We start from the raw sequence: 25,077 nt of genomic DNA on the forward strand, positions 1-25,077 counted from the left end.
GCGTGGGCGGCACGTCGGCGGTGTACCAGGCGCTGGATTTGAAGAACCACCAGCGCGTGGCGCTCAAGGTGCTGGCCGTGCCTCACGCCGACGAGGCGATGGTGACGCGCTTCCGCCAGGAGGTGGAGCACGCGCGGGCCCTGGAGCACGTGAACATCTTGCACGTCTTCGACGTGGGCTCGGATGGCGACCGGCACTACCTGACGGTGGAATTGCTGGAGGGCAGGGACCTGCGGCAGGTGATGCTGGAAGGGCGCCCCGCAGGTGACCGGCGCGCAGGTGTCACCGGCCACGGACCTGTATGCGCTGGGCGTGGTGGCGTACGAGTTGCTCACCGGGCAACTGCCGTTCCGTCACGCGCAGCCCGTGCCGCTGATGCTGATGCACGTGCTGGAGCCGCCGGTGCCGCCGAGGAAGCTGCGCCCAGCGCTGCCGGAAGCCTTCGAGCAGGTCGTCCTCAAGCCACGAGAACCAGATCAACACCCATGACGGAGGCCGCGGGGTCTACTTCCAGGACCCCAGCGGCCACTACATGGAAGCCAGCACCGTGCCCTACGGCGGATGGTGATGCCTTGACGCAAAGTGCTGAAGCTCTGCGTGTTTACCCTGTCTGGGATGGCCCATGTCCTGATTGTATTCGCAAGTCAGCCCAACGGCCGGGCCAATGCAGGCAAGCGAAAAGAGTCGCTGCCTGCGGTTGAGGTGCGCCTTGATGCGCATGGGCAATGCGAGCAGGCCCACCTGCGCTTCATGAAGTTGCGCACGCAGCGAGGCTGCATGCTCAGATAACCGAAGATATGCCTGACACCTCCATGGTGTTTGGGGTTGTGTATGGACGTGTGTGGGCGTGTGACTGTCTTTGCGTTCAGTGCGGACTTCAAGGAAAGCCAGTTGTGCCCAGATGCTGGTTGATGACGGGGCTGGCCAGTTGATAGGCAACACGCATTGAGCTAATGTCGAGTCCCGGATTCAGCCTTGTTGAAAGGGGGGGCAATGCGATCTGTATGTTTGGTGCTTGCCGTGATTGTGAGTGGGCTCTGGAGTTCACCTGCTCAGGCTCAATGTGCGCCCGTTTCCCATGCTCGTGACGATTACGCCGCACTCAGCAGATTCTGGGGCACCACATTTCCGCTCTGCCGTCTCCGTGACGGGATGAATAATGCCTATGCTGATCGAGGTAATCGGGTCGTTTGGGCGGACCAGGCATGGCTTGATAGAATCGCAGGAACGTATGGCTCATGGGCCGCATCCGGGATTCTGGCACATGAGTGGGGGCATATGGTGCAGGGGAGTGTTTCTGGGACCGCTGCTGAGCTTCAAGCTGATTGCCTGGCAGGGGTCTTCTTGAAGGGAATGGGGCTCTCCTGGCAAACCGTTGAGCAGTTCGCCGCTGTGAATTGGAGCGAGGGCGGTGATCCCTATTGGGTGCCAGATGGGCATGGCACCAAAGCTCAGCGAGTCGTTGCTGCGAGGCGTGGTTATTCTGGGTATTTTGGACAGTCGGGTTACGCGCTTGTCGCGCTGTGTCCTTTGAGTGCATTCTGAGTCAGGGATGAGTTGAGGCGCTTTTCTACTGCTGGCTCTCTCGCAGGGGCACTTTCGCTGTGTCTCTGCGCGAGTTGGGAGGATGTTGAGCTAATGCACGTGCATGTTGGACGGCGAGATATTGTTCAGGTCTGAACTTCACGACGCCGAAGCGAGTAGTAGAGTCCCGGGGCATGGGCGCTGCCTCGAACCCCCCGGACAGCAAGAACGCACTGCTTCGCGGCCTTCCTTCCATCGAGCAACTCCTCCGGCGGCCGTCGCTGGAGTCCCGGCTCGCGAACCTTTCCCATGCCCGCGCGGTCGCGGCCCTGCGGCTCGCTGTCGAACGCGTGCGCTCCCGGCTCCTTGCCGGTGACGCGCGGCCCTTCGAGGACGCGGACGTGGAAGCCGCGCTCGAATCCCTGGCCACGCCGAACCTGCGGCCGGTGATCAACGCCACCGGCGTCGTGCTCCACACCAACCTGGGCCGTGCGCCGCTTGCCCCGGAAGCCGTGGAGCGCGTCGTCGCCGTGGCACGGGGCTACTCCAACCTCGAATACGACCTGGACGAAGGTGAACGCGGCAGCCGCTACGCGCCCCTCATCGGTCACCTGCGCACGCTCACCGGCGCGGAGGACGCCATCGTCGTCAACAACTGCGCGGGCGCCGTGCTGCTCGTCCTCGCCGCGTTGGCCTCCGGCCGTGAGTGCGTCGTGTCACGCGGAGAGCTCGTCGAAATCGGCGGCGGCTTCCGCATCCCGGACGTCATGCGCCAGTCCGGCGCGAAGCTCGTGGAGGTCGGCACCACCAACCGCACCCGCCGCGCGGACTACGCCAACGCCCTGAGCCCGGACACCGGCCTCATCGTGAAGGTCCACCGCTCCAACTTCGCGCTCGTCGGCTTCACGGAGGAGGCGCCCCTCGCGGAGCTGACGGAGCTGGGGCGCTCCCGCGACGTGCCCGTGTTCCAGGACCTGGGCTCGGGCGCGCTCGTGCCGCTGTCGGGCCCCGGCCTCACCCCGGAGCCCACCGTGGGCCAGGCCATCCGCGAGGGCGCGGACGTCGTGGCCTTCTCCGGCGACAAGCTCCTGGGCGGACCCCAGGCGGGCATCATCGTCGGCCGCGCGGACCTGCTCCAGCGCATCAAATCCCACCCGCTCACACGCGCGCTGCGTGTCGACAAGATGACGGTCGCGGCCCTGGAGGCGACGCTGGAGCTGTACCGGGATGGCCGCCCGGACGCCGTTCCCACCCAGAGCCTGCTCACCCAGCAGCCAGCGGTCTTGCAGGCCCGGGCGGAACGGCTGGCGGCCCTGCTCGCGGCGCACGGCATCGTGTGCCGCGTCGTGTCCGTGGATGGACAGGTGGGAGGGGGGGCCATGCCCCTGGCCCGGTTGCCTTCCTCCGCTTGCAGCCTCACCGTAGAGACGCCGAAAGTATTCCTGGAACGTCTGCGCGAAGGCGAGGTGCCGGTTATTGGCAGGATTGCGGATGACGAGGTCGTTCTCGACGTCCGGTGTCTCTCAGAGGAGGACCTGGGGCAGGTCGCGCAGGCTGTGGCGGCCGCCCGTTCGGGAAGCCAGCCATGATCAACAGCGCCGTGCTCGTTTTAAACCGGTACTACCAACCGGTTCACGTGACGTCAGTCAAACGGGCTTTTTCCCTGCTGTATCAAGGCGTCGCCAAAGCCATCGACGAGCAGTACCGGCTGTATGAGTTCGAGGACTGGGCCGCCCTCAGCGCCACCCAGGACAGCATCACCACCATCGACCGCACCATCCGTGTCCCGCGCGTGCTCGTGCTCGGCGCGTATGACCACCTGCCGCGCGCCAAGGTGCGCTTCTCGCGCCTCAACATCTACGCGCGCGACAACGACACCTGCCAGTACTGCGCGAAGCAGCTGCCCCGCAGCGAGCTCAACCTGGACCACGTCAACCCGCGCACCCAGGGGGGCAAGACGACGTGGGAGAACGTGGTGTGCTCCTGCGTCCCCTGCAACCTGAAGAAGGGCGGACGCACGCCCGAGCAGGCCGGCATGCGGCTGCTCAAGAAGCCCGTGCGCCCGCGCTGGACGCCGCTGTTCCGTGGCGCCATCCGCAAGGTCACCTACCGCGAGTGGCTGCCGTTCCTGCACCTGGCGGACGTGTCGTACTGGAACGTCGAACTGCTCGACGAGTGACAGCGAACGGTTCCCCGGCCGCCTGCTCCCCGAGCCTCCTGGCGACGGGGCACGGGCACCGGGGGCCGTAGGGGCCGGCCGTGAAATGGCGGGGTGTCGACTCGGGCAGTAGGACGGGCTTTGATGCGAGCCTTCGTGAAGCCCGCCCCCTTGCCTCCATCCGCCCCCGCCTCGCTTGCTGGCTCCTCGCCGCGTGCGGCCAATGACGTGTCGTCCGCCGGGCCCGCGGGCCTTACGCGGCGCGCCCGCTCGCGACGGATCATCGCGGTGGGCGGTGGCAAGGGCGGCATCGGCAAGTCGATGGTGTCCGCGAACCTGGGCGTCGCGCTCGCGCAGGCCGGCCACAAGGTGCTGCTCGTGGACGCGGACCTGGGCGGCGCCAACCTGCACACGTGCCTGGGCGTGGGGCCTCCGGAGGCCACGCTGTCGGACTTCCTCCGGCGCGGGAAGGCCAACCTCGAAGAGGTGATGGTCTCCACCGGCGTGCCCGGGCTGTCGCTGATCGCCGGCGCGCAGGACTCGCTGGACGCGGCGAACCTCAAGTACGCGCAGAAGCAGAAGCTCTTGCGCACGCTGCTGTCGCAGACGACGGCGGACTACCTCATCCTGGACCTGGGCGCGGGCACCAGCTTCAACACGCTCGACCTCTTCCTCATCGCGGACCACGGCCTGCTCGTCGTGCTGCCGGAGCCCACGTCCGTGGAGAACGCGTACCGCTTCGTCAAGGCGGCCTTCTTCCGCATGCTCCAGCAGACGGAGGCGCGCTACGGCATCCAGGACCTCGTCGAGAGCGCGCTGTCCACCCGCGAGGGCGGCCTGCGGACCCTGCACGACGTCGTCGAACAGGTGCGGCGCAAGGCCCCTTCGGACGCGGAGCGGCTGGAGCGCGAGCTGGCGGCGTTCCGCGTGCACCTCGTCGTGAACCAGGCGCGCACGGACGCGGATGAGAAGGTGGGCGCCGCGATGGTGTCCGCGTGGAAGAAGTTCTTCGGCATCGACATGGATGACCTGGGCGCCCTGCGCTACGACGACGAGGCGTGGCGCGCGGTGCGCAAGCGCAAGCCGGTGCTCATCGAGCGGCCCGACTCGCCCGTGGCCCAGGGTCTCCAGCGCATCGCCGCGCGCATCCTGACGCTCGACGGCCCTTCCCCCGAGTCCGCCATCCCATGAAGCCCTTCGCGCAGCAGACCTACTACGAGCTCCTGGAGGTGCCGCCCACGGCCTCCGACGCGGAGATCCGCGCGGCCCACGAGCGCCTGATGGAGTTGTATTCACCGGATTCCATCGCGGTGTACGCGCTGGGAGACCCGGACCAGGTGGACGCGCTGCGTGAACGGATGAACGAAGCGATGGAGATGCTTACCGACGCGGACCTGCGCGTCGAGTATGACCGCTCCATCGGGCTGTCCACGGAGCGGCTCGCGAAGGCGGCCGTGACGGCGGATGCCGCGGACAAGGTGGACTCGGCCGCGCGGGTCGCGGAGGCCCTGGCCACCGCCGCCGCGGCGCTGGCGAAGGCGGCGGGCGCGGTGGACGCCGAACGGTTGGAGGCGGAGTCGCGACTGAAGGCCGCGGCGTCCGTGAGCGATACGGAAGGGGAGGCGCCCCGCGCGAGCGAGACGCCTGGAAAGAGCGAGGAGCGGATGCGCGGTGAGGAGTCGAAGCGGCAGGAGGCCTCGGGGAAGGACGCGCCAGGCGTGCCCTCCGAGCCGGTGATGGTGGGGGGCGTGGCGGTGGTGGAGGCCTTCCGTGCCTCGTTCACCCGGAGCCTGTCGTTCGTCTACGTCCCCACGACTCCGCTGCGCGGACAGGGCAGGGGAGCCACCGAAGCTCCGGCGCCCGCCCTGGACGCGAAGCCGTCCGCCCCCGAAGGCGCGACGCCTGCCGCGACACCGGAGGCCGTGGAGGCCGAGGCGTCCAGCACGCCCGCTCCCGAAGTGACCCCGTCGGCCGCGCAGGCGGTCAGCGCCAACGCTTCGGATCCGGTCAGCGCCCCTGCTTCGACGCCCGTGCAGGACGTGGCCGCGCAGGCCCCCGTGCAGAGCGGCACCGGCTCCGCGGTCGTCGCTGACGGATCCGCCGCCGCATCCGGTGGTTCCGCCGGGGTCGCTGACGGATCCGCCACGCCCCCGGACCGCGTGGAAGCCGCCCCTCCGGCCGCCGAGGCCGCCCCGCAGGCGCCCACCGTCGAGGCCTCCGCGGAGCCACCGGCCCCCGAGGCCAGCGCGGCGACGTCCCCAGCCGAGTCCAGCTCCGTGGCCACCAGCCCCGCGCCCACGCCAGAAGCCTCCAGCGCGGACGCCGTGACGACCACCCAGGGCGAGTCGGATCCGAACCCCGCCCCGGGCGCCCCGACCCCGGATTCCAGCACCACCGCGCTGGCCCGGATGCCGGCCACCGGCGCCTCCCGCGCCGCCGTGCGGCCCCTGACGTCGCGCCCCATCGACTCGCGTCCTTCCGCGAACAGCCCCACGGGGCCGGGCACCGTGAAGGGCCCCACGGTCCGCAAGCTCGGGGAGGCCCAGGTGCTGGCGCAGGACTCCGCCATCGCGACGGCCGAGTCCGCGCTGGCCCAGGTGGCCGCCAAGGTCCGCGAGGGCCGGCCCCGGGGCGTGGACATCCCGGCGGACGCCGAGTTCAACGGCGAGCTGCTGCGCCGCGTCCGCGAGGCCCGCGGCCTGTCCATCCAACAGCTCGCCGACCGCACCCGCATCTCCGTGCGTCACCTGGAGAACGTGGAGGCGGACCGCTACACCGCGCTCCCCACCACCGTGTACCTGCGCGGCATCCTCATGAACCTCGCCCGCGAGCTGGGCCTGGACCCCCTGCGCGTGTCCAAGAGCTACCTGGCGCTGTTCTCCGAGAAACCCGCCAAGTCGGGCCGTTGACCCGGAGGCGGCCGGGCACCCTCCCGTGCGACGGGAAAAGTTGACTCGCACGGGGTGGGTGCCTAAGTAGTGGCACGATGACGGAAGAGGAAAAGGTCAAGGCGATGCGACTCGCTCGCGCGATCGCCTCCGATATCTCGCTCTACAACGAGCAGAAGATCATCAAGGGCATCGAGCAGGACAACCTTTTCGAGGTCCTCAAGGAGGAACTGGAAGAGGGGCGCGCGCTCTACAAGAGCCGCGTGAGCGCGGAGATCAGCACCCAGGCGAACTTCTTCGAGCGCGCCATCAACGACATCGTGCTGCGCTCCAAGGCGCACGTGAAGTCGAAGATCTGGTAGCGCCCTCCGCCGTGGCCTCACCCGACACGCGCGAGCACCGCGCCCTCCCGGAAGCCCGGGGCGAGCGGCTGGATGCGTACCTCGCCCGCGCGTTCCCGGACCTCACCCGCTCCCGCCTCCAGGGCCTCATCGCGGACGGCCACGTGCTGTCCGACGGCAAGCCCGCCAAGGCCGCGCAGCGCCTGCGCGGGGGCGAGCTGCTGTCGCTCCACGTCCCCGCGCCCGTCGCCGCGATTCCCCAGGCCGAAGCCCTGCCCGTGTCCGTGCTGCACGAGGACCGGGACCTCGTCGTCGTGGACAAGGCCGCCGGCATGGTGGTGCACCCGGGCGCGGGGCACGCCTCCGGCACGCTGGTCAACGCGCTGCTGCACCGCGTGAAGGACCTGGCCGGCGTGGGCGGCGAGCTGCGCCCCGGCATCGTCCACCGGCTGGACAAGGACACCACCGGCTGCCTCGTCGTCGCCAAGCACGAGCAGGCCCTGGTGGCCCTCCAGAAGGCCTTCAAGACGCGCGAGGTCCAGAAGACGTACCTGGCCCTGGTGCACGGCGTGCCGCCCGCGGAAGGGCGCATTGAAACGCTCTATGGCCGCCACCCCATCCACCGCCAGAAGTTCACCGGCAAGGTGAAGGAGGGCAAGCCCGCCATCACCCTGTTCCGCGTGCGTGAGGCCTTTGAGGGCGCCGCGCTGGTGGAGGTGGACCTGCTCACCGGCCGCACGCATCAGATCCGCGTCCACCTGGCGGAGGCCGGGCACCCGCTGCTCTGCGACGCGCTCTACGGCGCCGGCCGCAAGGCGAAGGGCGCGGTGGCGCAGGCGCAGGAGGGGCTGGGCCGCCAGGCGCTGCACGCGTGGCGCCTGGCCTTCGAGCACCCGCGCACCCACAAGGCGCTGGACCTGGAAGCCCCCCTCCCGGAGGACTTCACGCAGGCGCTCACGCTCTTGCGCGAGGCGAGCGTGCCCGCGGGCCCGCCTCCGAAGGCTCAGGCGAAGGCGAAGGCGAAGCCCGCCTCGAAGAAGCCGGCGACGAAGGCTACAGGCCGGAAACGCTGAGCTGCTGCTGACGGCGGGAGAGGACCTTGATGGGCTGGATGGCCATCACCCGCATGAAGACGGACAGCAGCTCCGGGTCGAACTTCTGGCGCATCTCCGTCCACATCAGCATCAGCGCCACCTCCGGGCCGTACGCGTCCCGGTAGGGCCTGCGGGAGGTGAGCGCGTCGTACGCGTCGCAGATGGCGATGATCTTCGCGTACACCCCCAGGTTCGTCTTGGGGATGATCATCTGGATGTTGCCGCGCGCGTCGCGCACCGCCGTGCCGTAGTCCGTCTTGTGCTCGAACGTCGTCACCACGCGCAGGAGCGTGGAGCGGCTGAAGCCCTTCTCCATCAGGATGTTGCGCACGCTGATGAGCGGCGCGCGCGCCACGGCCGTCTTCTCGTCCGCGGTGAGCGCCCCGCGCTTGGTGGCCAGCTCCTCCGGCAGCGTCGTCATGCCCGCGTCGTGGAAGAGGGCGATGTAGCCCAGGTCGCGCAGCTGCGGCTTCGTGAGGCCCAGCTCCGCGCCGAACACGATGCACATCAGCGCCACGTTCACCTGGTGGTAGACGAGGTAGTCCTCCTCGCGCTTCTGCGTCGTCATGCCCAGGAAGTGGGTGCGCTGGTCGTAGGAGATGTCCACGAAGTCCTGCACCAGGCGCAGCGCCCGCGAGGACCCGATGGGCTTCCCCGCGCGCACGGACTCCAGGTACTTCTGCAGGAAGAACACCGCGCGGGCGTACACGGTCATCGCGTACTTCTTGCGGTCGACCTTCTGGTCGCCCGGCGTGTCCATGTCCTTGTTCAGCTTCTCCTTGAGCCTGGAGAACTTCGCCACGCGCATGTTGAGCAGCTTGCGCCCCTGGAGGCCGTCCTCCTCCGCGGTGGAGGACTGCTCCTTGCTGAAGATCCAGATGAAGTTCTTCAGCTCCTGCGTGGTGACGGGCTTCGTCAGCGTGATGCCGCCCACGTCCTTGGCGCGCATCTCCGCCAGGAGGTAGCGCTGGTTCTCGATGGAGTTCAGGTCCACCTTCACCAGCATGCCGTTGAGGTAGTACGAGTCCTTGACGCCCGTCAGCTCCAGCCGGCCTTCCTTGCCGATGATCTGGTTGATGATGTCCTGGAGCTGGTGCAGCGGCTTCTCGAAGACGGCGTTCTCCGGGTCGTACATCTTCACGGAGCGCACGAGCATGTAGAGGCCCGCGAGCATGGAGCGCGAGAGGTTCTGGAGCTTCTCGTTGTGCTCGCGCCCGTACTCCCCCAGGTTCTCTTCCTGGGTCTGATTGATCTTCAGGTTGTCGGCCATGGTGTCAGCTCGCCTCTTCCGGAAGCGCCGAGTCCCCGAACAGGGCCTTGCGCGTCTGGTACATCGCCTTGCGTGCCGCGGTGAGGACTTCCAGGGGCTGCGCCTTGTCCTCCACCACGGCCTGCAACATCTTGTAGGACTGGATGGAGCCCGCGCCGCCCAGGCCGGTGATGGCCAGCAGCTTGTCCTCCATCACCCGCCGCTTGTTGAGCAGCGACGGCTTCACCGTGAGCAGCTGCTGCATCATGGACAGCGCGGCGGGCAGGTTGGTGGCCCCGATGGCCCCGTACACGGCGGCCTTCTCGTCGGACGTCTTCTTGTCCCAGCCGGGGTCTCGCACCAGCCGCACCAGGTCCGTGAAGGCCTTCTCGCGGTCGAACTCCGGCAGCAGCTTCGCGGCCAGCATGCGCACCTGGGAGACGCTGTCGGTGAGCGCGTCGTGGATGATGCGCCGGGCCTCCGCCGTGCGGCCGCGCCCGATGATCTGCATGACCTCCAGCTTCACCACCAGGTTGGGGCTCTTCATCACCTGGCCGAACATCTTCACCCGCTCCGGGTGGTTGCTCTTCTCCAGGATGTAGACCATGTCGCGCACCGTCTGCGGCCGGTCCGACAGCAGGCGCGCCACGAACGGCTCCGGCAGGTCGCGCGCGAAGGTGGCCAGCACGTCGCCCAGGAGCGCGCGATTCTCCGGCAGCTCGATGGTCTCCAGCACGCTGAGCAGGGGCAGCACCGAGTCCACGCCCAGCGCCTGCAGGTAGCGCGTCACGTCCTGCGGCTGCCGCGTGCGCGTCGTCTTCAGCGACTCGCCCAGCCGCGTGAGGCGCTGCTCCTCGCCCATCTTGTGGAGGAAGTTGTTGAGCAGGCGCCCCAGGTCCTCGCCGCCCTCGCGCTGGGAGAGCGCGCGCAGCTTGAGGACGATCTGGTTCACCGTGGCGAAGTCGTCCTGGAGCAGCAGCATGTCCAACAGCTGCAGGAAGATCTCCTCCAGGAGGGCCGCGTCATCCACGCCGCCTTCCACCACCTGGAACACCGCGCCCACCAGCTTCGGGAAGAGGCGCGCGTTCTCCTCTTCGGTGATTTCGCGCTGGATGCGGGCCTTCAGGTCGTCCGAGGCGTGGCGGCCGCCCACGACGAGGCCGCGGATCTGCTCCACGCCGTCCAGCTTCGCGTCCAGGTCCTCCGCGGACACGCGCGCGAAGCGCAGGAAGTCATCCGAGTTCGTCTGGAGGCGGGAGTAGAGGTAGCCCACCACCTTGTCCACCTCCACCTGGACCTCGTCCTCGTTGGCTCCCTCCATGGAGAAGCCTTCCACCACCACGTACTCCACCTGCTGCATGCCCGCGCGCCACAGCTGCGCGAGCACGTCGTCCGCGCCGCGCTCCGGCTCCGACAGCGCGATGAGCGTGAGGGTGACCAGCTCCTCCAGCGGCAGCCCCGGCCGGAAGATGAGCTGACGGATGCCGTCGCGGAAGAACTTGTAGGGGAGCGGCGACTCCTCGGAGAAGAGCGGCTCGCCATGCAGCGTGAAGTTCTGCTGCTCCACCTTCAGCGAGAGCGGCCCGAACTTCTCCGTGTACGCGGAGATGGCCTCCTGCGCCTTGGCGAGGAACTCCGGGAAGCGCGCCTCGTTGTGGCGGTACATGCCAATCTGCTTGATGCCCTTGAGCAGGTGGAACGCGAACGTCTTCGCCAGCTCCACCTTCTCGCGGACCTCCGGCGACTGCTCCGGCTCGGCGTTCGCGTCCGTGACTTTCTGGGGCTGTGCCATGAAACCTGGAAGAATCCGGAGGGGGCGGAAGGCCCCGCTGGGGGAACCCGAAGTGTACTCCTGTCTCCCGTCGGCTCCCAATCCGAGAAACGCCCAGAATCCAGAGGTTTGAAGTGACAGCTGGGCAACACCGGGCGGACTGGCGGTGAATCCCGGGTGTGTTAGGCAGGGGGCCCCTTTCCTTCCGGAGTCCCGTCCATGAAGCGACTGGCCGCGTCCGCCCTCGTCCTGGCGTCCCTCACGGGGTGCTTCCGCATGAGCGTGCGCAGCCCGGCGCCGCGCGACGGGGCGCCGGAGTCCCAGCTGGGGGCGAGCTTCGTGGCGGGGCTGACGACGTCCAACGTGGCCGCGGCGGAGTGCCGGCATGGCCTGTCGCGGGTGGACGTGTACTGGCCGTGGTGGAGCCCGTTCGTCTACGCCTTCACCTTCGGCGTCGTGACGCCGCTGCGCGCGGAGTACGTCTGCGCGAAGGGGGCGGCGGACTCCGGCGGCGGCGACACGGAGGTGCCGCCGTCGGTGCCCGGGCTGTGACGGGGCCTCCCCGCCCGGAAGCGGGGAGGGCGCTTGCCGGCCGTCAGTGCGACGGCGGCGGGGCCTCCGCGCCGCTCTTGCCCTTGAGGGCGGAGCGGAAGAGGACCGCGGTGAGGACGGCGAAGAAGGCCAGGCCCCAGACGTTGGACCACGTCGGGTGCGCCAGCTCGCTCTCGCCCACGGCGTTGAGGAAGGCGCCCACCGCGCCCTCGTGCCCGAAGAGGGCGGGCAGGTTGATGGCGCGCGTCCAGGCGCCGTCGCTGGCGATCTCCAGGAACGCGATGAGCACGCCCGCGATGGAGCCGCCCGCGATGTAGCCGGAGGACATCAGCGTGCCGGGGGAGAACTCGGACTCCGCCGCGCTGCCGCCGCGCAGCTTGTCCACGAAGTGGCGCACCATGCCGCCCACGAAGATGGGGGCGCTGCTGCTGATGGGCAGGTACACGCCCACCGCGAAGGGCAGCGCGGACACGCCGCACAGCTCCAGCATCAGCGCGATGAAGACGCCCAGCAGCACCAGGTCCCACGGCAGCCGCTGCGTGAGGATGCCGTCGATGATGAGCGCGAACAGCTGCGCCTTGGGCGCCGAGTAGCGGGTGAGCGTCTGGCCCTCGTACTCGCTGATGCGGCCGCCGATGCCCGGGTCCACCACGTACTGGATGCGGCCCTGGTCATCCACCAGGTAGCGGCCGGCGGGCACGGGCGTGTCCGCGCCGCGCACGAAGCCTTCCTTGTAGACGCGGTCCGGACCGGCGGTGACGAGCCCCGCGTCCGACAGCTTCAGCGACGGGCCGTTGGCGGGCGACAGCGTGAGGCTGGACAGCTGCTCGGCCGGCACCGGGCGCCAGCTGCGCAGCTCCAGCGCGCCGTCCGCCGGCGCCACGTCCAGGCGCTCCGCCCACAGCGAGCGCTTGAGCTTTTCGGGCGTCATGCCGCGCTGGGTGAGCGCGTCCTGGGACACCGCCCAGCGGTAGGTGTGCTGGGTGCGCGTCTCCTGCGTCAGCTCCGTCACCTGCACGCCCGGGTGCGCTTCCGGGATGACCGCCGTGGCGCCCTGGTTGAGCAGCACCAGCACCAGGCCGATGAACATGGCGCTGGTCAGCACGCCCACGAAGAGGGCGATCTGCTGCTTCTTGGGCGTGCCGCCCACGAGGAACGCCGTCTTCAGGTCCTGCGCGGTGGTGCCGCCGTTGGACGCCGCGATGCCCACGATGGCCGCCGTGGTGAGCGCCATGAAGCGGTCCGGCGACGACGTCCAGCCGAACAGCAGGTACACGAGGCAGGTGACGAGCAGCGTGGCCACCACCATGCCGGAGATGGGGTTGGACGAGGAGCCGATCTCCCCGGTGATGCGCGCGCTCACCGTCACGAAGAAGAAGCCGAAGATGACGATGAGGATGGCGGAGATGAAGTTCACGTGCAGCGGCGGCGCCAGCCAGATGGCGAGGATCAGCAGCGCGCTGCCCACCAGCACCACCGTGATGGGCAGGTCCTGGTCCGTGCGCAGCACCGTGGGCAGGGCGCCCTGCGTGCGCGACTGGCGCAGCGTCTCCACGCTGCGCTTGAAGGCGCCCACGATGGTGGGCATGGAGCGGATGAGGCTGATGAGGCCGCCCGTCGCCACCGCGCCCGCGCCGATGTAGAGCACGTACGCGTTGCGGATCTGATCCGGCGACATGTCCTTGATGAGCTGCCCGTTGTGCACCAGCAGGGGCGTCTCCATGCCGCTGCCGAAGAAGGAGATCATCGGGATGAGGATGAGGTAGCTGAGCACGCCGCCCGCGAAGGTGATGCCCGCCACGCGAGGCCCGATGATGTAGCCCACGCCCAGGAGCTCCGGGGACACCTCCGTGGAGAGCGTCGCGGCCTTGAGCCCCTTGATGGGCGTGCCGATGGCCTCCTTGAAGAGCTTCATCCCGGAGTAGGCGAACTTGTAGACGCCGCCGATGATGAAACCCAGGATGACCGTGCGCGCGTTGGTGCCGCCCTGCTCACCGACGATGAGCACGTCCGCGCTGGCGGTGCCCTCCGGGTAGGTGAGCTTGCCGTGCTCCTGGACGATGAGGCCCTGGCGCAGGGGGATCATCATCAGCACGCCCAGCACGCCGCCCAGCGCGGCGGTGAGGAACGCGTGCGTGAGGCTGATGTCGTAGCCCAGGATGAGCAGCGCGGGCAGCGCCGCCGCCACGCCGAACGCGAGCGACTCACCCGCGGAGCCCGTCGTCTGGACGATGGTGTTCTCCAGGATGCTGGAGCGCCCCAGGGCCCGGAAGATGGCGATGGAGAGCACCGCCACCGGGATGGACGCGGACACCGTGAGGCCGACCTTGATGGCCAGGTACACGGACGACGCCGCGAACACGATGCCCAGCACCGACCCGAGCACCAGGCCGCGGATCGTCAGCTCCGCGGGCGACTGCTCCGGTGGGACGTAGGGCTTGTGCGAGGCGGGACCATGCGCCTCCGCGAGAGGGACGCGATCATCGACGACCGGCGGGGAACCGTGGGACAAGCAGGCACTCCTGACAGGAAATCAGGGGGCCCGTTGTAGCAGGGTCTCCGCCGGGGCGCGAAAACTGCCCGCTAGCCCTGGGCGGCGAGCGTCTCCGGATCCACCTCCGCCATGAGGGCGGCCAGCTCCGACTTGAGCTTGTCCTTGGCGCGGATCTCCAGCTGGCGCGCGCGCTCGCGGGAGAAGCCGAAGTGCTCGCCCAGCTCCTTGAGCGTCATGGGGCGCTCGTTCATCACGCGCTGCTCGATGATGAAGCGCTCGCGCGGATCCAGGCGCATGAGGGCGGTGCGGACGCGGTTGTTGATGAGGCCCGCCTCCTCCTTGTCCGCGAACTCGTCGTCCTGGGGCGCCGCGGCGCTCACCACGAAGTCCACGTGGCTGTTGCCGCCGTCCTCGCCCATGGGCGCGTCCAGGGACAAGTCCCGGCCGCCCATGCGCTGCTCCATCTCCCGCACCTCACCGGGCTTCACATGGAGCTTCCTGGCAATCTCGTCCACGTTCACCACGGCCTCGCCGCTGCCCAGCTTCTCCAGCTCGCGGCGCGTGCGCGCCAGACTGAAGAACAGCTTGCGCTGCGCCTGCGTGGTCCCAAGCTTCACCAGGGACCAGCTCTTCAGGATGTAGTTCTGGATGTACGCGCGGATCCACCACACCGCGTACGAGATGAGGCGGATGCCCTTGTCCGGGTCGAACTTCTGCACCGCCTTCATCAGGCCGATATTCCCCTCCTGGATGAGGTCCGACATCTTGATGCCGTAGGAGCGGTACTCGTAGGAGACCTTCACCACGAAGCGCAGGTTGCTGGTCACCAGCCGGTGACCCGCGGCCAGGTCTCCCTTGATGAACCGGCGCGCCAGCTCCTGCTCCTCTTCCACCTTCAGGAGCGAGTACTGGTTGATCTCCGAGAGGTACATCGCGAGGGAGCCGGAGTTGGACGACTGCTCGGTCGAAGCCTGCATGGATGGATTCTCCAAATCGGGCCTCCTGCCGCGGCGGAGGCGCTTGAAAAAGTGCTCTGGGTTCAAGTCCTACAACTTGACGTGTCTGCCCTGAGCAACCGGGATGCCAACCAGGGTTGGATGTATTCGCGTGTGTCTCCGAGGGGTTGGAAGACGCAGACCCGCGCCTCCTGGGAACGGTCTGTAACCGTTACCCGTGGCCGAGAGGAAATCCGCGGGTCTGCGAGGGGAGAAGGTGCACGGCTCACGGCCCTCGAGCGCACGTCGCGATGGCTTTCGCGAAGCGTGGTTCGCTCAAAGGCTTAATGCCGACGCAGGTCGACAGTGGCGACATTTCTCCACCTCGGCTGGGCGTTCCTGGGGAGGGCGGGCGACCGGCGACGGAAGCCGGCTTCCGTCCGGAGGGCACTTCTCTTCCGCTCAGGAGGCGCGGGCGGTAGGGCCCGCCTGTCCGGCCGGCTTCGCGGCGCGGCGGGCGGCTTCGGCGTCCAGCGCGCGGCGCAAGGTGGCGAGCAGGTGCTCGGCCTCTCCCTCGCGCAGGGTCCGGCCGCCGAAGCGGGCCTCCAGGTAGCGGCGGGTGAGGGGCGTCAGCGCCAGCGCCAGCGGGTGGCCGTCGCGCGCCAGGCGCGTGGTCAGGTCCTCCAGCGTCTCGTGCTCGAAGCGCGGCACGTGGGCGCGCTGGAGCACGGCGTCCACCCGGTCGAGGAAGCGCGTGGCCTCCAGCATGGGGGCGCGCCCCGTCCAGCGGGAGACGAAGCGGGCCGCGCGCCAGACGACGAGGGCCACGACGGCGGCCGTCACCCACGCGCGCGGCGGGGGCAGGCGGCTGGGGGCCTCGTTCGCGGGGGCCCCGGCCGGGCGGCGCGGCGGGCGGACCAGGGAGCTGGCCAGCGCGAACTGGTCGCGGAAGGAGTAGTCGACGACGGAGTTGCGCCAGCGCGCCTCCACCGCTTCATAGAAGGCGAGCACCTTCTCCAGCAGCACGGAGCCCTGGCTCGTGCGGTTCGACGGCGGCGTCGCGTCCACGGTGACGAAGCCCCGCCCCGGCACCAGCACGTGCGTCCACGCGTGCGCGTCCCCCGCGCGAATCAGGTAGCCGCCGTCCACGCGCGTGCCGCCGTAGAAGCCCGTGGCGAGCCGCGCCCCGATGCCCTGCGTGCGCAACAGCAGCGTGAGCGCGGTGGCGAAGTGCTCGCAGTGCCCCGCCTTGCGCACGAAGAGGAAGTCCGCCAGCGGGTCCTCCGGGATGCCTCCCTGCTCCAGCGTGTACGCGTAGTCCTTCTGCAGGAAGGCCGCGAGCTTGCGCGCCGCGGCCAGCGGCTCCTTCTCTCCCTGGAGCACCCGCGCCGCGAGCTGGGCCACGCGCGGATCCAGGTGCTCCGGCAGCGCCAGGAGCTGGTCGCGCTCCGCCTGGACCAGGCCGGCGGACAGGCCCGCCTTCGCGTCCGGGGGCAGGCTGTAGGCCTCGTAGGTGTACGAGGGCGCGGTGATGGTGAAGCGCACCTCGCCCCCGCCCTGGAGCTGCACGGGGCTGTTCCGGGTGCCGGTGGGGGTGTGGGCCATGGCGTTGCCCAGGCGCGAGGGCATCTCCAGGGCAATCAGCGTGCGGGCGCCGTACGCGGGCAGCAACTCGATGCGCTGGTGCAGGAGCGTGTCGCTGGCGGGGCGCAGGGTGATCTGCCGCTCGGTCTGCTTCGCGCCGACGACGTTGGTCCACTCCATGCCGTCGAAGGTGTCGTAGGTGCGGCCCACCCAGTAGGCGTCCAGCGCGTCGCGCTCCGGATCCGGCGTGAGCGTGGCGCGCAGCACCACGCGCGGGTTGCCCTTGATGGTGCCCGCGCCGCCCAGCCGCACGGTGTTGGAGTAGCCCGCGCTGCTCACCGCGCCCAGGCCCGGCGCCGAGCGCGGCCCCACCATGGCCCAGTTGAGGCGCGGGAAGAGGACGAAGAAGGCCACCGCGCCGGCCACCGCGAACGCCAGGCCCGCGGACAGCGGCCGCATCACCGCGCGCACCGGCACGGGCTCGCCGTCCGGCACCGCCGCCTCCACCACGCCCAGCGCCAGCGACAGGCTGGCCAGCACCCCGAAGGCGATGAGGCACAGCGCGTACGTCATGTCGCCGGACAGCGCCGCGCCACCGGCCACCATCAGCAGGCCCGTCAGGTGCGTCTGGCCCTCCGCCGCGGCGTCCGGCGTGGACAGCATCCGCTGCGCGGCGATGAGGCCCGCGAAGGCGCACGCGGCCACCACCGCGTTCATCGCGCCGGACGTCAGCTGGAGGCCCAGGAGCACCGCCGCGACCATGAGCCCCAGCGCGGACAGGCGCGCGTGGCGCGCGACGAGCCGCACGTCGCACAGCGCCAGCACCAGCGCGCCCAGGAAGATGCCCAGCGCCCACAGGGGGAGCTGTCCGGACACGGCCATCGCGCCGAAGGCGGAGCCCGCCGCCAGGTCGCGCAGGACGAGCCGCAGCCGCAGGGGGCGCTTCACGCGGCCTCCCGGGAGCCCGCTTCCGCTTCCGCGTCCTCGAAGCCCACCCACGCGAGCGCCTGGAGGATGCGGCGCTCCTGCGAGGCCCCCGCCGCCGGCCGCAGCGTGCGCTCCGGGAGCTGGAGGCCGACCTCGTGCCCCGCGTCCAGGAGCTGGTGCGCCTGGGCCGCGACCTCCTCACAGCGGCGCTCCAGCGCGTCGCCCGTGAGGCCCGTCTCCAGCGCGAGCTTCCAGACGCGGCGCTCCTCGCGCTCGCGCTCCACCTTCAGCAGGCGCCCCACCGCGGCGCTCTTCAGCCAGTGGATGCGGCGCGCGTCCTCGTTCGCGGCAAGCTCGCGCAGGCCCGCGACGTCACCGGTGCCATCCAGGTGGCGCGGGCTGCCCGCCTCGCCGCGAGGCCCCTTCTCCGCGGGCCCCGGCTCCTTGCAGGCGTAGCCCCGGCGCGGGTACACGAGCAGCATCCCCTCCAGGGAGAACACGCGCGTCTTGGCGAACAGGCCCAGCGGCCACGTCGTGGTGACGCGCACGCCGGACAGGCGCACGGGGCCCCGGTGGGGCGCGGCCAGGTCCGCCCGGACAATGTGCTCCTTGCCGGCGGGCAGGTGGCCCAGCTTCCCGGTGCCGGTGAGCGGGGAGAGGTCTTCCGAGAACGTCAGCGCGAAGCCGTGGCCCGCCTTGCGCGACACCGCCCAGCGGTAGGCGAAGGGCTCGCGCGCGAAGGCCGCGTCCGCGCCCACCCGGCGCACCGTCAGGTCGCGCAGGCAGCGCTCCGACAGCACGCCGGACACCACCACCATGCTGAGCAGCAGGCCCAGGAGCAGGTAGAGCAGGTTGTTGCCCGTGTTGAGCGCGCCCAGCCCCACGCCGAACGTCACCACCAGGTACGTGCGGCCCGTCTTCGTCACCGTCAGGGTGCGCGGCGGACGCAGGAAGGCGCGCAGCCGCGCCTTGAGGGAGGAGCGGGCGGGGGCCTTCACCGGGGCGCCGCCACCTTGCGGGCGATCTCCTCCACCAGGTGCGCCGCCTCGTCCCGCGCGGACACGCCCTGCACGGCGCTGCGCAGGAGCACGCGGTGCGCCCAGCAGGGCACCAGCATGGCGCGCACGTCGCCGGGGGTGACGAAGTCGCGTCCCTCCCACAGGGCCTGGGCCCGCGCCGCGGACCCCAGCGCCAGCACCGCGCGCGTGGAGGCGCCGCGCTCCAGGTCGCCGTGCTCGCGCGTGGCCCGCGCCAGCCGCACCACGTAGTCCGCCACCGCCGCGTCCAGCTTCACGTCCTGGACGAAGTCGCGCAGCGACGCGAACTCCTCCGGCCCCGTCACCGCCTCCACCGACGGCAGCGGGGACGCCGCGCCGCGCGTGGTGAGCAGGCGCGCCTCCACGTCCGGCGCCGGGTGGCCCAGCGACAGGCGCACGAGGAAGCGATCCAGCTGCGAGTCCGGCAGGGGATAGGTGCCGGAGAAGTCCACCGGGTTCTGGGTGGCGACGACGGTGAAGGGCGAGGGCAGGGGGTGCGTCTCACCGTCCAGCGACACCTGGCCCTGCGCCATGCCCTCCAGGAGCGCGGACTGGGTGCGCGGCGGCGCGCGGTTGAGCTCGTCCGCCAGCACCAGCTGCCGGAACAGCGGCCCGGGCCGGAAGGAGAAGGTGGCCGTCTGCGCGTGGAACACCTGCGCGCCCAGGATGTCCGCCGGCAGCAGGTCCGCGGTGAACTGGATGCGGGAGAAGGAGAGGGCGCACGCTCGGGCCAGGGCCTCCGCCAGCGTCGTCTTGCCCACGCCGGGCATGTCCTCCAGGAGCAGGTGCCCGCCGGCCACCACACAGGTGACGACGCGCCGGACCTCCTCGGGCTTGCCCTGCACGGCACGGCCAAGCTGGGCGGCGAGCCGCTCCATGACCGCACGTGCGGAAGCAGGGGAGGGAACTGGACCGAGGACGCGGGCGGGCTGGGTCATCCTGGGCGCGGACTCTAGCCCAGGCGACCGCGAGCAGGCACCCCTCCAGGCCGCCCGTGTTCCACGCCGGATGGCCGCTTGCCCTGGAGGCGCGGACACTTTCCGGGGATCCACACGGCCCGGAGGGCCTGACCGTGACTCAGACGGACAGGATGTCCTCGGGCGTGTAGTACGCCCGGTGCGTCGACGGCGAGGACAGCACGCCGAAGTAGCGGAACATCCGCTCGTGGTGCGTGGCCAGCCCGCGCAGCTCCACGGCGCCGTCCTTCAGCCCGTGGGTCAGGACACCCACCGCGCTGTCCTTGAACTCACGCAGGTGCGCGAAGTCCAGGACCACCTCGCTCTGGCCCAGCGCCTGGAGCGAGTTGCGCAGCTCCTGCGCCGTGCGGCCGTCCAGCGTTCCTTCCAGGCGCAGGGTGATCCGACCCGCCGCTTCCTGCTCTTGGTGAATCCGAAGCCCAGTCATGTTGCGCGCTCCCGCTGAGGTGTGCACGTGTGTGCCGCCTGCGATGGTGAATGGCGGCTGAGGCACGTTCCGGACCACCTGTGGGTCCGGGGGGGCCCCACGCGTCGTGGGGGGTGCACAGCCGGAGACAAACACTGCACCTTTCCGGAAGATTCGGTCAGTGGCGGGCTTGCAACTTCGGCCGGAGTGTTGGCGACCGGGCGAAGCGCATGTCACGCAGCGGTCAACCCTTGCGGTCGGCTGTCGGCTGCTCGGCACGCAGGCTGATGGCGCGCTCCTGCTGGGCCTTCAGCTTGCGGAACTCCTTCACGACCTTGGCGGGGTAGCCGGCCATGAACTTCACCCGGTTCTCCTTCTTGGCCAGGATGCGCCTGGCCAGCCCCGGACCCGCGTTGTAGGCGACGAGCGCGCCCTCCACGGAGCCGAAGCGGGTGATCAGGTCCGCCAGGTAGGCCGTGCCCAGGTTCACGTTCGTCTCGAAGTCGAAGAGGTTCGTGTGGCGGCCCAGCTTGTAGCCGGACTTCTCCGCCAGGTACTTGCCCGTGTCCGGCATCACCTGCATGAGGCCCATGGCGCCCACCCCGGACACCGCGTAGTTGTTGAAGGAGGACTCGCAGCGGATCAGCGCCACCACCAGCAGCGGATCCAGGTTGTTGCGCTCCGCCTCGCGGACGATGGAGACCGCCAGCCGGCGCTGCTGCCGCTCGGGGAGCCCGGAGGCGCGCACGGCCTCGGCCACGCCCAGCTGCTCCGCGCGGAGGTAGTCCGCCTCATCCTCATACTGCTGCAGACGGGCCAGGGCCGCCTTGAGCTGCGCATCCTTCTCCGCGAGCTGCGCCCTCAGGGCCGCGACGTCCGGCGCTTCACCCTGGGCACCCACCGGCACCTGCACCGGGAAAGCCATCGCGTTCGTCCCCACCAGCACCACCGCCGCCGCCATCGCCACCGTCCAACCCCGCATCTCGCCCTCCCCTGGCGCCCCAACTCCCCGCGCCCGCTAACTCGCCCACACCCAGCGGCTAAGCAGGCAACGTGCCAGCGTACGTGGCGGGCGCTGGCTGCCTCACGGATCCTTAAGAGAGGGCCTGAAACAGGTCCGGCGGGGCTCACGGTGGCCGGAAAAAATGCCCGGCCTGGGAAGTTTGTTTCCCAACCTGACCCTGCAGAAAGCTCCACCTGTTGCCGCGGTGCGCCCGCGTTCCTAGCTTGCGCCCGGTCTGATTCCTGGACCTTCGTGTGGCGGGAGGCGTGGCGTGTACTGGACCATGGGCATCATCTTGATGGTGTTGTGGGTGATGGGGCTGATCACCGGTTCGACGGAGGGGCAGTGGGTGCACCTCCTCCTGGTGTTCTCGCTCATCGCGTTCGTGCTGGGCGTCGCGTCGCTGGGGCGCCGGCGGGGGCTGGCGTGAACCTGCCGGAGCTGGACATGGCGTGGCTGGAGCTGCCGCGGGACAAGGCGGGCTTCGTGCGGCGCGAATGTCCCCGCTGCCAGCGCTCCTTCAAGACGCGGCCCAGCCGCCACGACGCGGGGATGCTGCAGCGGCTGCTCGCGGGCTACTTCCCCTTCGAGAACCTCCACGAGGCGTACACGGCGGAGGAGCTGCCCGCGTGGCACTGCCTGTACTGCGGCCACCGCGCGCTGCCGGACGCGTGGCTCACGCCGGAGCAGTCCGCGCACGTGGAGCAGATGGCGCGCGCGTGGGCGAACCACGTGCGGTACGAACAGCTGGCGTACGTGCAGCGCACGCTGTCGCAGAACCCGCGGCCCACCTTCGTGTCGGTGGCGCCGGAGCCGCTGCCCCGGCCGCTGCCTCAGGACGAGGAGCTGCTGCGCACGCTCCCCATGGTCTGCTGCGGGGAAGAGGTGCAGGCGTCGTGGGACTGGGATCAGCCCATGGTCTGTCCGCGCTGCGGCGCGCACCACGGCGGGCTCTCCGGCCGCCAGCAGGTGCATCTGGAGTTCGTGCGCGAGTAGGCAAGGCCCGGCCGCCCGGCCGGATCATCCCGGAGTGGACGGGCGGGTCGCGCGGAGGGCAGGCTCCTTCGCGCGATGAAGCCGTTTCCCGCAGCCCGGGTGGTGTTGCTGGCCCTGGTCCTGCTGGGGCCGGCCGCCGTGCACGCCCATGAGGTGGAGGTCGCGCCCGCGGCGGTGGACGGCTTCGCCGGCTGGGTGGGCGAGGGCATCCGCCACATCCTCGCGGGCGCGGATCATCTCCTGTTCCTCTTCGCCGTGTTGCTGGTGGGCGGCTCGCTGCGGCGGATCCTCCTCCTGGTGACGTCCTTCACGCTGGCGCACTCGCTGACGCTGGCGGTCACCTCGCTGGGCTGGTGGACGCTGAGCGCGCGGGGCACGCGGTGGGCCGAGGCCGCGATCGCCGCCTCCATCCTCTACATGGCGCTGGAGAACCTGCTGCTGCGCCGGCATGGACACCGCGCGGGGCTCACCTTCCTGTTCGGCCTGGTGCACGGGCTGGGCTTCGCGAGCGTGCTCAGCGGCTACGGACTGGGGGACTCCGTGGTGGTGGCGCTCGTGGGCTTCAACCTGGGCGTGGAGCTGGGGCAGGCGGTGGTGGTGGCCCTCCTGGTCCCCGTGCTGCGCATCGTCCAGCGCAGGCCCCGGCTGCACTCGAAGGTTGTGCGCCTGTCATCCATCTGCCTCGCGGGGGCGGGGCTTTATTGGATGGTTGCTCGCGCGGTCGGTTGAATTGCCCCAACAGCGTCCCTAGCTTGCGTTGACGAGGGTGGGGGAGGGACGCTGATGGGTGCGAGGCATACCCGGCTGGCCGCTGCACTGGCCGCCGCGTGGGAGGCGGAAGTGGTGTCAGCTCGTCGCATGACGGGGCTGGCGGAGCGCATGAACGACGCGCGGGTCCGGGCGCGCCTGATGGTGCTGGCCGCGTTCTGCCGCGCCCATGCGTCCCGGCTGCTGGCCCGTCTGGCGGCGCTGGGACGCGGGCCGCTGCCGGTGCCTCCAGAGGAGATCGATCTGGATCCGGACACGGTGCTGGAGCTGCGCCGGGAGGGGGCCTTCGCCCGCGCGTCGGCCGCGCGCTACGAGACCACCGCGGAGATGGCGCGCCAGCACGCGGACCTGTCGTCCGCGTGGGTGTGCGAGCTGAACCGGACCGAGGAGCAGGACCGCGCCCGGGAGCTGCTCGCCCTGGCGGAAGGCGCCCTGGCGGCGGTGCGGCGGGGCGAGTCCCAGGCCGTCGCGGCCCCCGCGGACTCCTGAGGGAGTGACGGGGCCGGGCGCTTTCGGACGCGCTCGGCCGGTGACAGTCCTGGCGACTTGGGCGTATGACTCCGCCCATGGCGAAGGAGAGCTACAACGATCTCATCTTCCAGCTCGGCGACCTGGCCCGGGACGTCCTCCCGGGCAAGCCGAACTGCCCCCGCTCCATGGAACGCGTCTACCGCGCCGAAGAGGTGCTGGAGGCGCGCCGGGATGAGCTGGCGGCGCTGGAAGCGGAGATGAACGACGAGGACGTGGCCTATCAGGATTTCCTGGCGCAGCACGAGGACGACTGTGCCGCCCAGAAGGAGATCACCGGCCGGTTCCAGAAGGCGGTGACGGCGGTGGAGGGCAAGGTGAAGGGGCTGCGCAAGACGCTGGACACGCGCCGCGCCGACCTCCGCTACGCCATCGCGGGCCTCAAGAAGCTGGAGGCGAAGCTCGCGGACCTGGAGATGACCACCCAGGACCCCGTGAAGCTGGACACCGCCCGGCAGAACCTGAAGAAGAACCGCATCGCCCAGATGCGCCTGGCCCGCGAGGTCGAGGACTGGGAGGCCCAGCTGTCCAGCGCCCTCACGCCCACCCCCGGTCAGCCCGGCGCGGCGGGCATCCTGGCGCACAAGCGCCTGATCGAGCTGGAGGACGGCGCCGCGGAGCAGAAGCGGCAGCACGACGCCCGGATGGCGGAGCTCGACCAGGCCATCGCCGCCAAGGAGGAGGAGATCAAGGGCGCGGAAGATTATCTGGATCAAGCCCTGTTCCTCCTCGGCGAAGAGGTGTATGCCCAGCGCATCGCGGATACGCAGCTCAACCCCTTCTACCCGCGGTTGGATGTCGCGCAGTGAGGGGGACGCCCACCCTTGGTGCTTGACGTAGGGGACGTGTTTGCTATCTTGCGCCGCTTCCTGGCGGCCGCGGGGACGCGTGTAGGCCAGTTCATTGATTTCATTGGGCTTTCAGCGCCACGGGCGCTCGCTGTGAGGACGACGTGAAGGGTCTGATTGGCAAGAAGATCGGCATGACCCAGGTGTTCAACGACGAGGGCAACCTCGTTCCGGTGACGGTCATCGACGTCAACACCTGTCTGGTGGTCGGCAAGCGCACCCCGGAGAAGGATCAGTACTCCGCGGTGACCGTGGGCTTTGGCGAAGTGCGCGAGAAGGTCCTGAACAAGCCGCAGCTCGGCTTCTTCAAGAAGGCCAGCGCCACGCCGCGCCGCCACCTGCGTGAGTTCCGCGTCACGGCCGAGGAGGCCGCGGGCTTCAACGTGGGCGACGCCATCAAGGCGGACATGTTCGCCAAGGGCGAGCTGGTGGACGTCACCGGCGTGACCAAGGGTCGCGGCTTCTCCGGCGTCATGCGCCGCTGGAGCTTCAAGGGTTCGCAGACCAAGACGCACGGTACGCACGAGTATCAGCGTCACCCGGGCGCCATCGGTCAGCGTAAGACGCCGGGCCGTACGTACCCGAACAAGAAGATGCCGGGTCACTACGGCGTCGAGCGCGTCACCACGCAGAACCTGACCGTGGTGGACGTGGACGTGGAGAAGGGCCTCGTGCTCGTGAAGGGCGCGGTCGCCGGCCACAACGACGGCATCGTCATCGTGCGCCCCTCCATCAAGGTGGCCATGCGCGCGCAGCACAAGGCCGCGCGCTAGTTTCCTGAGCCGCTGACGCCGGGGCGCTTCACCGCGCCCCGTTCAACGCCCCGCTTCCGGCACCTTCGGGTCCCGGGCGGGGCGTTCGTCGTTTCCGGCGACGCGAGGGCTCGCATCCTCGTGGAAACGTTGAGTGCTGGTCGCCCTGGCGACAAAGGGCGAAAACTTTACCGACTGCCGCTGGGATCCGCTTGCGGTGAAGGGGCGCCGTGCTCACATGGCTG

Annotated in this window: 23 protein-coding genes and 1 pseudogene; 15 read left to right on the forward strand and 9 right to left on the reverse strand. The window is 69.9% G+C overall.

Translation table 11 applies throughout. The features are described 5' to 3' along the window. Positions 1-38: 38 nt before the first annotated feature. The 8 genes and pseudogenes from NR792_RS02540 to NR792_RS02575 form a co-directional block, all read left to right on the forward strand. A pseudogene (locus NR792_RS02540) lies at positions 39-191 on the forward strand (serine/threonine protein kinase); the annotation flags it as partial. A gap of 73 nt (positions 192-264) precedes the next feature. Further along, the gene (locus NR792_RS02545) at positions 265-489 is read left to right on the forward strand and encodes a hypothetical protein (RefSeq protein WP_375761774.1); all 225 of its coding nucleotides are present in this window, start codon (positions 265-267) and stop codon (positions 487-489) included. Positions 490-1,718: 1,229 nt separating this feature from the next. After that, positions 1,719-3,113, forward strand: a complete 1,395-nt coding sequence (gene selA, locus NR792_RS02550) for an L-seryl-tRNA(Sec) selenium transferase (protein ID WP_375758469.1) — start codon at positions 1,719-1,721, stop codon at positions 3,111-3,113. Then, complete coding sequence (locus tag NR792_RS02555) at positions 3,110-3,703, forward strand: HNH endonuclease (RefSeq protein ID WP_120526360.1); 594 nt, start codon at positions 3,110-3,112, stop codon at positions 3,701-3,703. The genes selA and NR792_RS02555 overlap by 4 nt, the downstream gene beginning before the upstream one ends. 123 nt (positions 3,704-3,826) lie before the next feature. Further along, entirely contained in the window at positions 3,827-4,873 is a 1,047-nt protein-coding gene (locus NR792_RS02560) for a MinD/ParA family protein (RefSeq protein ID WP_375758470.1), read from the forward strand. Beyond that, the gene (locus tag NR792_RS02565) at positions 4,870-6,591 is read left to right on the forward strand and encodes a helix-turn-helix domain-containing protein (RefSeq protein WP_375758471.1); all 1,722 of its coding nucleotides are present in this window, start codon (positions 4,870-4,872) and stop codon (positions 6,589-6,591) included. The genes NR792_RS02560 and NR792_RS02565 overlap by 4 nt, the downstream gene beginning before the upstream one ends. 77 nt (positions 6,592-6,668) lie before the next feature. Beyond that, a complete protein-coding gene (locus NR792_RS02570) occupies positions 6,669-6,932 on the forward strand; it encodes a hypothetical protein (RefSeq protein ID WP_120526362.1) in 264 nt (87 codons plus the stop codon). 11 nt (positions 6,933-6,943) lie between these two features. Beyond that, complete coding sequence (locus NR792_RS02575) at positions 6,944-7,984, forward strand: RluA family pseudouridine synthase (RefSeq protein ID WP_375758472.1); 1,041 nt, start codon at positions 6,944-6,946, stop codon at positions 7,982-7,984. On the opposite strand, the gene NR792_RS02580 is transcribed toward NR792_RS02575, so the two are convergent. Both NR792_RS02580 and NR792_RS02585 read right to left on the reverse strand, forming a co-directional pair. After that, positions 7,965-9,275 carry an HD-GYP domain-containing protein gene (locus NR792_RS02580; protein ID WP_375758473.1) on the reverse strand — a complete coding sequence of 437 codons (1,311 nt, stop codon included), beginning with the start codon at positions 9,273-9,275 and terminating at the stop codon, positions 7,965-7,967. The genes NR792_RS02575 and NR792_RS02580 overlap by 20 nt on opposite strands. 4 nt (positions 9,276-9,279) lie before the next feature. Continuing rightward, the gene (locus NR792_RS02585) at positions 9,280-11,046 is read right to left on the reverse strand and encodes a HEAT repeat domain-containing protein (RefSeq protein WP_375758474.1); all 1,767 of its coding nucleotides are present in this window, start codon (positions 11,044-11,046) and stop codon (positions 9,280-9,282) included. A gap of 198 nt (positions 11,047-11,244) precedes the next feature. Here NR792_RS02585 and NR792_RS02590 point away from each other — a divergent pair, with 198 nt between their 5' ends. Continuing rightward, complete coding sequence (locus NR792_RS02590; protein WP_375758475.1) at positions 11,245-11,577, forward strand: hypothetical protein; 333 nt, start codon at positions 11,245-11,247, stop codon at positions 11,575-11,577. A gap of 43 nt (positions 11,578-11,620) precedes the next feature. On the opposite strand, the gene NR792_RS02595 is transcribed toward NR792_RS02590, so the two are convergent. From NR792_RS02595 to NR792_RS02625, 7 genes are all read right to left on the reverse strand, one after another. Beyond that, positions 11,621-14,089 (reverse strand): OPT family oligopeptide transporter, encoded by a 2,469-nt coding sequence (locus NR792_RS02595; RefSeq protein WP_375758476.1) that lies wholly within the window; start codon positions 14,087-14,089, stop codon positions 11,621-11,623. 71 nt (positions 14,090-14,160) lie between these two features. Continuing rightward, positions 14,161-15,048 (reverse strand): RNA polymerase factor sigma-32, encoded by an 888-nt coding sequence (locus tag NR792_RS02600; RefSeq protein ID WP_014396039.1) that lies wholly within the window; start codon positions 15,046-15,048, stop codon positions 14,161-14,163. Between the two features lie 420 nt (positions 15,049-15,468). Beyond that, positions 15,469-17,538, reverse strand: a complete 2,070-nt coding sequence (locus tag NR792_RS02605; RefSeq protein ID WP_375758477.1) for a DUF3488 and DUF4129 domain-containing transglutaminase family protein — start codon at positions 17,536-17,538, stop codon at positions 15,469-15,471. Further along, positions 17,535-18,515, reverse strand: coding sequence for a DUF58 domain-containing protein (locus NR792_RS02610; protein WP_375758478.1), 981 nt, complete (start codon positions 18,513-18,515; stop codon positions 17,535-17,537). The genes NR792_RS02605 and NR792_RS02610 overlap by 4 nt, the downstream gene beginning before the upstream one ends. Next, entirely contained in the window at positions 18,512-19,492 is a 981-nt protein-coding gene (locus NR792_RS02615) for an AAA family ATPase (protein ID WP_375758479.1), read from the reverse strand. The genes NR792_RS02610 and NR792_RS02615 overlap by 4 nt, the downstream gene beginning before the upstream one ends. 139 nt (positions 19,493-19,631) lie before the next feature. Then, positions 19,632-19,958 carry an STAS domain-containing protein gene (locus NR792_RS02620; protein ID WP_375758480.1) on the reverse strand — a complete coding sequence of 109 codons (327 nt, stop codon included), beginning with the start codon at positions 19,956-19,958 and terminating at the stop codon, positions 19,632-19,634. 223 nt (positions 19,959-20,181) lie between these two features. Beyond that, positions 20,182-20,919: a lytic transglycosylase domain-containing protein gene (locus NR792_RS02625; RefSeq protein ID WP_375758481.1), complete on the reverse strand. Its 738-nt coding sequence runs from the start codon at positions 20,917-20,919 to the stop codon at positions 20,182-20,184. Between the two features lie 304 nt (positions 20,920-21,223). Here NR792_RS02625 and NR792_RS02630 point away from each other — a divergent pair, with 304 nt between their 5' ends. The 6 genes from NR792_RS02630 to rplC all read left to right on the forward strand — a co-directional run bounded on the left by NR792_RS02630 (position 21,224) and on the right by rplC (position 24,853). After that, positions 21,224-21,370, forward strand: coding sequence for a lmo0937 family membrane protein (locus NR792_RS02630; protein ID WP_216619045.1), 147 nt, complete (start codon positions 21,224-21,226; stop codon positions 21,368-21,370). Further along, a complete protein-coding gene (locus NR792_RS02635) occupies positions 21,367-21,936 on the forward strand; it encodes a hypothetical protein (protein WP_375758482.1) in 570 nt (189 codons plus the stop codon). The genes NR792_RS02630 and NR792_RS02635 overlap by 4 nt, the downstream gene beginning before the upstream one ends. A gap of 75 nt (positions 21,937-22,011) precedes the next feature. After that, positions 22,012-22,665: a HupE/UreJ family protein gene (locus tag NR792_RS02640; RefSeq protein ID WP_375758483.1), complete on the forward strand. Its 654-nt coding sequence runs from the start codon at positions 22,012-22,014 to the stop codon at positions 22,663-22,665. Between the two features lie 54 nt (positions 22,666-22,719). Next, positions 22,720-23,193 (forward strand): hypothetical protein, encoded by a 474-nt coding sequence (locus NR792_RS02645; RefSeq protein ID WP_014396048.1) that lies wholly within the window; start codon positions 22,720-22,722, stop codon positions 23,191-23,193. A gap of 77 nt (positions 23,194-23,270) precedes the next feature. Beyond that, positions 23,271-24,041 carry a hypothetical protein gene (locus tag NR792_RS02650; protein ID WP_375758484.1) on the forward strand — a complete coding sequence of 257 codons (771 nt, stop codon included), beginning with the start codon at positions 23,271-23,273 and terminating at the stop codon, positions 24,039-24,041. A 143-nt stretch (positions 24,042-24,184) separates the two neighbouring features. Continuing rightward, positions 24,185-24,853 (forward strand): 50S ribosomal protein L3, encoded by a 669-nt coding sequence (gene rplC / locus NR792_RS02655; protein ID WP_375758485.1) that lies wholly within the window; start codon positions 24,185-24,187, stop codon positions 24,851-24,853. Positions 24,854-25,077: the final 224 nt, after the last annotated feature.

The organism is Corallococcus exercitus, assembly GCF_042231735.1.
GTDB classification, from domain to species: Bacteria; Myxococcota; Myxococcia; order Myxococcales; family Myxococcaceae; genus Corallococcus; species Corallococcus exercitus_B.